Origin of the sequence: Nocardia sp. NPDC052254, from assembly GCF_040679495.1 — a bacterium.
Taxonomy (GTDB): domain Bacteria; phylum Actinomycetota; class Actinomycetes; order Mycobacteriales; family Mycobacteriaceae; genus Nocardia.
In genome coordinates this window covers 24,978-32,500 of sequence record NZ_JBFAUW010000029.1, presented here as the reverse complement: position 1 = coordinate 32,500, position 7,523 = coordinate 24,978, and the positions used below count along the sequence as shown (strand labels likewise).

The following is a 7,523-nucleotide window of genomic DNA, read 5'->3' as shown; positions in this document are numbered from 1 at the left end:
CAAACGCATCGCCCAACTCACCAACTTCGACCCCACCCAAGCCAGCGGACTCTGGTACCTCCGCAGCGCACTCGTCGCACGCACCTACACCACCAGCTGAAAACGCAGGTGAAATAACATTTTCGAAACCATCTCGAGAATCTCCGACTCCGCTTGCCAGCGCACCTCGTTGGGGGTAATCCTTCGAAGGTGACAGTCGATCGGACGCAGACATCCTCGAGCCGGCGCAACTGGGAAGAACTGCCGCCGACAACCCGGGCGGCAGTGGAAGCGGTGACCGGGCCGATCATCCGCGCCGATTCCGTGATCGCCGGATTCAGCAGTCAGCTCGCGACGGTCATCGAAACCGCGGCGGGCCGGACCTTCGTCAAGGGTGTGCCACAACGAGATCCGGAAGTGTGGACCCAGCACCGTGAGGCGGCGCTGGCCCGGCACGTCGGTCCGGTGGGCCCGCGCCTACGCTGGCAGATCGCCGCCGGAGGCTGGGATCTGCTCGGATTCGAGTTCATCGCAGGACATTTCGCCGACTACCGGGTCGACTCCGATCTGACGGCCACCGCCGCCGCCATGACGACGCTGGGCCGATTACGCTGCCCCACCGAGATCGAGCTCAAGGATGCCGAAGTCCGCTGGGGTGCATATCTCGACGAGGATGTGGACACCAGGGCCTTCGCCGGCGAGGCACTGCTGCACACCGATTGGAACTACAGCAACGTCATCATCGACGATCAGCACGGGGCCCGCCTGGTGGATTGGCCCTGGGCCACCCGCGGCGCAGCCTGGATCGATCCCGGCTGCTGGATCGTCTGGCTGATCTTCGCCGGTCAGGATCCGGCCGCGGCGGAGCGGTGGGCGACGCGGGTGCCGGCCTGGCATACCGCCTCCGAGCACGACCTGCGCCTGTTCTCCGGCGCACTGGCGGCGGAGTGGTCCGCCACGGCGCATCGGCGGCCCAACATGTGGACCTGCGGCCTGCGCGACGCGGCACACCGCTGGGCTGCCCACCGCAGCGCCGGATCCGGCGTCGCAGGCTAGCTCCGCACACCGCTCGCGGCGGCGATCACCCCGTCGAGATGACTCGCGGTGATCTGACGACCGGCATTGGCGACCGCCGTGATCATGGCACTGCCGAAGGCGCCCTGTCGATCGAACAGGGTCGCGGTACCGGCCGCGATTCCATTGCGGCTCAGGTGATTGTCGGCTTCCAGCCCGATATCGGCGCCCTCGGGCATACGCACCAGCGCCACCGTCAGATCGGTATTGATGAAGCCCACCCCGGCACTGGACCAGTTGGTCACCATACTGGTCTGCTCCGCGGCCATGGCGGCCAGCACGAACGGCGACGGTCGCTCGCCGTCGACCACATTCGCCGGATGCTGCCAGCTCCGCTTCCGGCTGCCGTTCTCGTGTTCGGAGGGCACCCGCGTCCATTGCCTCGATTCGTCACTGTGCCACAGCGGTGCGTTCGGCCCTTCCGACGGCGGTGCCACCTCCGGCGACGGAGGTTCCGGCTGCCGGTCGCGGCTCCAGATCTCACCCGGTGGCTGTTCGGAGGGTTGCAGCAGCACCACCGACGCCCGTGCCGTGGGCGCACCGTCCTGGACGACGACCGCATCGGCGAGCCGGATCCGCCGACCGTCGCGCACCCGGGTCGTCGCGACCGTGAGTTCGTGCATGCGGGCGGGTTTGAACAGATCGACCGTCAGCCGGACCGGAACGAATCCGTCGGTGGCGTGCCCGATGTCGAGAGCGCGCGCCAGCAGCCCGCACAGCGCTGGTCCGACCACCTGGTCCGAGGACCACTGGCTGACCGCCATCGGATTGGGCGCGAAGCCCGGTCCGTCCACCGCGAAATATCCGTGCGAGCTGTCCACTGCGCGCCTGTCTTCTCGGGCCGCCGAACAGACCGCAACATGCGCGCCGATCGCCTCGACGACAGCCCGCGCTCACCGTCGGCGACTGAATTACTGCTCCAGCAGATATAACACGACAACGGGAATCGGCCCCGAGCCGACCCGGCCGGACGGACATATCCGACATACGAGGAGGGCTGCCGGTACCTCCGGGTGACGACCGCAGCCAGGCGTACCAGATATATTTTCCGCCGAACCAGCCGCCCGGTCCGTTGGGAAAAACCACAGCAAGCCACCCGGCGGCACCCGCGCGGACACCCGGAACATCATCGCCGCCGCTATCGGAATCGGCCCCCACATACGGCTGCCGGCGGGGTCCGCGGACAGCCTCGGCAGCAACCCGTCAGCACCCGAAATCCCTGCCCTGAGCGGGAATTCGATGTTGCAGATGTGCTTGCATACGATCTCGACGTGACCCTAGACTCGGGTCGGTAAGGGAATGCAGGGGACTACCCGCGAGCCGCAGGGTGAACCGGAAGCCAACTTTTGCCGAAGGAAGTCGTGCGGCCTGGCGTCAGGGGCGCACCTATGAACCAAATCAGTCTCGGTCGACTCGGTGTCATGGACCGGAATGCGACCGAGCATCACATCTATTCGCGGGAAACCGCAACGTGTTTCGTCATCGATGCGGTCGAATCCACCGGCGCGGCCACACGCGATGATTTCGATATCGATCGCATCGTGGCCACCGCGCACGCGATGGTCAACGATTGGGATTTCGATGCGATGCAACCGGAGGCCTTCTGGCGCATAGCATCCAGCTGCATCAAGCAGTAGTCGAACAAACGCCAAGGGCCGCCGACCTTAGAAGGTCGGCGGCCCTTGGCGTTTGTTCGGTGATCGTGTCGCAGGTGCTCGCGCGGACTAGTCGCAATCGGGAAGTTCGGCCGCGGCCTTCTTCATCATCTCGCGCGACCGCTCCGGCGGCTCGGCCTGCACACTGAGCCGGTCCATGACCTGACGGTACAGCTCGAGATCCTGCTGGCGATCGAGATACAGTGCGCTGGTGAGCTGTTCGAGATAAACGATATCGGGCAGTTCGGGCTCGGCGAAGCGCAGCATGGTGAACGAACTACCGGCCGCGGCATGCCCACCCGCCGCATACGGCAGCACCTGGATGGTCACGTTCGGCTTGGACGATACCTCCACCAGATGGTCGAGTTGCGCGCGCAGAACCTGCTCGCCGCCGATGGGCCGATGCAGGACCGCTTCGTCGATGACGGCCCACAGCGTCGGCGCACCCGAACGATCGAGGATCTCCTGGCGCTTCCTGCGAAGCTCCACCCGCCGGGCAGCCTCGGCGTTCTCGTGGCCGAGTGCCACCACCGAGCGGGTGTACTCCTCGGTCTGCAGCAGACCGGGCACCAGCTGACCCTCGAAGGTACGAATAGATTTGGAGGCGTGTTCGAGGCCGAGGTAGGTCTCGAACCATTGCGGCAGCAGATCGCTGTAGCGATGCCACCACCCCGGCTGGTTCGCCTTGCTCACCAGATCGAGGAAAAGCTCGCGATCCTCTTCCTCGCTGACGCCGTACAGCGTCAGCAGATCGCGAACATCGCGCTCCTTGAAACCGGTACGCCCCAGCTCCAAACGACTGATCTTCGCGTGGGATCCACGGATGTGGTCACCCGCGGCCTCGCGAGTGATGCCGGCACCCTCCCGCAACTTGCGGAGCTGCCCGCCCACCGCGATCCGAAGCGCTGTCGGACCGCGTTCGGCGACAAGCGAATCCACACGGCCGATCCGGACGGGCTCTGCCATCATGAGGTCTACTCCGATGCTCGACGATCACCGGCAGTGAGGGTACCAATCACCGAAGCAGCTGGCCGAACATCAGGAAACACTGCTTCGTCGCGCACCGACACCGCGCCGAGTGCCATGGTACCGCCCGCTATGCCAGATCGTCGAACTCTCCACTCTTCGCGCCGCGCAGAAACGCATCGATCTCCGGGCGGGTGTACACCAGAACAGCCCCTTCGGGATCACGCGAGTTGCGAACAGCGACCAGGCCATTGGACAAATCGGCCAATTCGACACAGTTTCCACTGGGATTGCTGAACGTGCTCTTGCGCCACGCGGCATCGGACAGAAGGCCGGTCGATGTGGCCGTGGAATCGGTCATGACTGTCTCCAGGTTTCGTGGTGGCCGAGCTCGGCCACCACTGGCCGCCCTCGGCAGTTCCGGATGATCGAGCTGAACCTACCGTCAGCCCTTGCATATGTTCGAGCAAATGTACTTGCATTTGAAACCGACGATTTGAACGATAGCACGCAGGTTCGCCCGGATCGAGCCCTCCGGAAAAACTGAAAAAACCTGGGCGACATGCCCTTTTCCATTGACTCGTCATGTTTCCGATATGCCCTGAGCGGGGAATGATCAGCGTCCGAGCGGTCTGTTTTCAGACCATGAAGAAAAGCCGCCCGCACCGTGAATCGCGCAGATTTCGCCTACTTCGACCGTGCAGATGTACTTGCATTTGCTCCTTGCAGAGCCGTAAAATCGGTCGCACGACAGGGCCGGACCACGCCGGAGCAGATTCGCCGGAGGCAGTGGAAAGCCTTGTCGGACAATTACTTCCGCATTCTTCCGACGACGGTAGAGGGCATTCCATGAGCCACCTGCTTCAGCATTCCCGCATCTGCGATCAGCGCGCCGAACGCCGTACTGCCGGTGCCGATCCGGCCGGCGACTGCGCCAATGAGCCCCGCGAACTCACCCACCCCCGCGCCCGCGCCATTCTGCATGCCCACGACCGGCACATGAGCTGCCGGCAGTGGGTCGCCGCCGCGGCCTATCTATCGGCCGGACTGGACGACGAATAGCCCCTGTTCGGATCCGCCACCGGCGTTCCGTCAAGCCGGGTGAACGGACCGAAACCGGTCGCCGACACCGCAATTCCGCAACAGCGCTCGCAATCGCCTGTCACCAGGGATGATTCGCGATCTACCATGATGGGAATCGGACCCCACCACCTTGCGGATCGAGCACATCATGCTTCTTCTCGCGGTGCACGACGTCATAACAGCCCAGGTCGGCAACCCCACGCCGGAGAAACCTCCGGCGGCGGACAAACTTCTGCCGCTGGTGCGGTACTTCACCTGGTTCATGCTGCTGTCCGGAACCACGGCGATCATCTACGCCGGCGGTAGATTCGGCTGGGAGAAGTGGAGTGGCGGCCCGCTGGAGTCGCCGAAGATGGTGGCGGGCGCGCTGATCGGCGGCGTCATGGCGACCAGTGCGGGCACCCTGATGAACACCGTTCTCGGGCAGTAGATCCGGTCATTACCGACGATCCCGGCAGCGTGGATCACGCGGAACCCCGGTGAGTTCTCGCAACTACCGACGATTCGGTCATACCGGATCGGCAATCGGGTCGTACCGGCGCACACTGAGAGCCTGATTGCAGGTCGGCTCGAGGACGTCATGAAGATTCGCACGATCACACTGGCGGCCGTGATGGTCGCGATGCCGCTCGTCGCGGGTGGTTGCTCACACCAGAGTCCGGCACCGGTGAGCCGGGCGGCGCATCCGGTTCCACTCGCCCGGCAGGGTATTCCAGCGGTGGGACCCGGACCGTCCGGAACCTACAGCGTGGCACCGCAACCCGCTCCAGGTGGTTGCCACTACGGCAGGACCGATTCCGGACAACCACTGCCCGACCCCGGCTGCACACCCGGCGCGGTCAATCCCAAGGTCACCCCGGACACCCTCCGGTCGACCATCTGCGCGAGCGGCTACACCCGGTCCATTCGACCACCGGCGGCGATCACCGATCGGGAGAAGCAGGCCGATGCTCTCTCCTATGGGTACACCGGGAATCTGCACGACGCCGAATACGATCACCTGATCTCACTGGAACTGGGCGGTGATCCGAACGACCCGCGCAATCTCTGGGTCGAACCGCCCTCCCCCGGTCATCCGGCCGGATCGGGCCCGAGCAATCCCAAGGACACCGTGGAGAATCAACTGCACAGTCTGGTCTGCTCGGGCGCGGTCGGCCTGACGGCCGCCCAGAACGCCATCGCGGGTGACTGGACAACCGCACTGGCCGAGGTCGGGCACCCCGACGGTAAGTAGCCGGGCGGCCGATCGGCTCAGCCGGCGACGGATTCGCGCCGGCGGACCAGCTTGTTCACGATCGGATATCCGGCGCATACGAGCACCGCCCAGACCAGGCCGACGGCCAGGGCCGTGCGCCCGCTGTCGGTCCAGAACAGCAGCACCACGACCAGGCCGAGGAAGGCCAGTGCCACCACGGAGGTGACCGGCGCACCGGGCAGGCGGTAACCACTGGCCGGCAGTTCGCCGCGGCGGACCCGGACGCGATAGATCATGTGGCAGACCAGGATCATGCCCCAGACGAAGATGATGCCGATGGTCGACACCGACGTGATGTAGTTGAAGGCCTTGTCCGGCGACACGACATTGACCACGACGCCGATCACCATCATCGCCGCCGACAACAGGATGCCGGCGAGGGGTACCCGGCGACCGCTGAGCCCGCCGAGCGAGGCCGGCGCCTCACCACGCAGCGACAAACTGCGCACCATGCGGCCGGTGGAATAGATGCCCGAGTTGCACGAGGACAACGCGGCCGTCAACAGCACGAAGTTGATGATGCCGGCCGCACCCGGAATACCGATCTGCTCGAAGACCTCGACGAACGGACTGCGTCCGGCGTGGAAGACCTTCCAGCTCGACACCGACATGATCACCAGCAGCGCGCCCACATAGAACAGCCCGATCCGCAGCGGCAGCGAATTGATCGCGCGGCGCAGCGTCCGGCGCGGTTCGGCCGCCTCCCCCGCGGTCACACCCACCAGTTCGACACCCACATAGGCGAACAACACGATCTGCAAGGCGAGTAACGCCTGCCCGAAGCCGTTCGGGAACACCCCGCCGTCGGCCCACAGATTGGTCACCGTCGGATCCGGTGCGTGCCCGAAACCGAAGATCAGCACACCGATGCCGATGAGGATCATCGCCACGATGGCGGTCACCTTGATGGTGGAGAACCAGAACTCGCCCTCGCCGAACAGCTTGACCGAGATCAGGTTCGCGGCGAACAGCACCCCGAGCACCACCAGCGCGGTCACCCACTCGGGGATCGCGAACCAATATTTGACGTACTTACCGGCGACGGTGATCTCGGCCATGCAGGTCGCCACCCACACCGCCCAGTAGGTCCAGCCGGTGACGAATCCGGCGAAGCGGCCGAGGAATTCGTGCGCGTACTCACCGAAGCTGCCCGACACCGGACGGTAGGTGAGCAGTTCACCCAGAGCTCGCATGATCACGAAGATGGCCAGACCGGCGGCCAGGTAACACAGGATCAGGGCGGGGCCTGCCTGTTCGATGGCGCCGCCGGCACCGTAGAACAGTCCGGTGCCGATCGCACCGCCGATCGCGATCATCTGAATCGTCCGAGGATTCAGGCCGCGCTGGTAGCCCTCTTCACCCGCGGACGCGAGTTCCGGCGCATCCGGTTTCCGGTCGGTCGTCATATCGCAGCACCGTACCGGGTCTGCGACGAGCTGCGACCGCTGCGACCCCGCAGTGAACTAGTTCACACCCCTTGCTCCGAATTACTTGTAGCCCCACAATCATTG

General features: G+C 64.9%; 9 protein-coding genes. 5 read left to right on the top strand and 4 right to left on the bottom strand.

Going from position 1 to position 7,523, the window contains the following annotated elements; translation table 11 throughout:
• The first annotated feature begins 189 nt into the window (after positions 1-189).
• Complete coding sequence (locus AB0L57_RS32705) at positions 190-1,035, top strand: hypothetical protein (RefSeq protein WP_364970711.1); 846 nt, start codon at positions 190-192, stop codon at positions 1,033-1,035.
• Here AB0L57_RS32705 and AB0L57_RS32700 read toward each other — a convergent pair.
• On the bottom strand, positions 1,032-1,874 hold the full coding sequence (locus AB0L57_RS32700) for an acyl-CoA thioesterase domain-containing protein (RefSeq protein WP_364970708.1): 843 nt from the start codon (positions 1,872-1,874) through the stop codon (positions 1,032-1,034). The two genes, AB0L57_RS32705 and AB0L57_RS32700, sit on opposite strands and share 4 nt — an antisense overlap.
• A 600-nt stretch (positions 1,875-2,474) precedes the next feature.
• Between AB0L57_RS32700 and AB0L57_RS32695 the strand changes: the two genes are divergently transcribed.
• Positions 2,475-2,690 carry a hypothetical protein gene (locus tag AB0L57_RS32695; protein ID WP_364970705.1) on the top strand — a complete coding sequence of 72 codons (216 nt, stop codon included), beginning with the start codon at positions 2,475-2,477 and terminating at the stop codon, positions 2,688-2,690.
• 87 nt (positions 2,691-2,777) lie between these two features.
• On the opposite strand, the gene AB0L57_RS32690 is transcribed toward AB0L57_RS32695, so the two are convergent.
• Together AB0L57_RS32690 and AB0L57_RS32685 are read right to left on the bottom strand one after the other, a co-directional pair.
• Positions 2,778-3,677 carry a helix-turn-helix transcriptional regulator gene (locus AB0L57_RS32690; RefSeq protein ID WP_364970702.1) on the bottom strand — a complete coding sequence of 300 codons (900 nt, stop codon included), beginning with the start codon at positions 3,675-3,677 and terminating at the stop codon, positions 2,778-2,780.
• A gap of 127 nt (positions 3,678-3,804) precedes the next feature.
• Complete coding sequence (locus AB0L57_RS32685; protein ID WP_364970699.1) at positions 3,805-4,035, bottom strand: DUF397 domain-containing protein; 231 nt, start codon at positions 4,033-4,035, stop codon at positions 3,805-3,807.
• A 488-nt stretch (positions 4,036-4,523) separates the two neighbouring features.
• On the opposite strand from AB0L57_RS32685, the gene AB0L57_RS32680 reads away from it, so the two are divergent.
• The 3 genes from AB0L57_RS32680 to AB0L57_RS32670 all read left to right on the top strand — a co-directional run bounded on the left by AB0L57_RS32680 (position 4,524) and on the right by AB0L57_RS32670 (position 5,991).
• Positions 4,524-4,736 carry a hypothetical protein gene (locus AB0L57_RS32680; protein WP_364970696.1) on the top strand — a complete coding sequence of 71 codons (213 nt, stop codon included), beginning with the start codon at positions 4,524-4,526 and terminating at the stop codon, positions 4,734-4,736.
• A gap of 169 nt (positions 4,737-4,905) precedes the next feature.
• On the top strand, positions 4,906-5,187 hold the full coding sequence (locus AB0L57_RS32675) for a hypothetical protein (protein WP_364970694.1): 282 nt from the start codon (positions 4,906-4,908) through the stop codon (positions 5,185-5,187).
• Between the two features lie 150 nt (positions 5,188-5,337).
• Positions 5,338-5,991 carry a hypothetical protein gene (locus AB0L57_RS32670; protein WP_364970692.1) on the top strand — a complete coding sequence of 218 codons (654 nt, stop codon included), beginning with the start codon at positions 5,338-5,340 and terminating at the stop codon, positions 5,989-5,991.
• 17 nt (positions 5,992-6,008) lie between these two features.
• On the opposite strand, the gene AB0L57_RS32665 is transcribed toward AB0L57_RS32670, so the two are convergent.
• A complete protein-coding gene (locus tag AB0L57_RS32665; protein ID WP_364970689.1) occupies positions 6,009-7,418 on the bottom strand; it encodes an amino acid permease in 1,410 nt (469 codons plus the stop codon).
• Between the last annotated feature and the right edge of the window lie 105 nt (positions 7,419-7,523).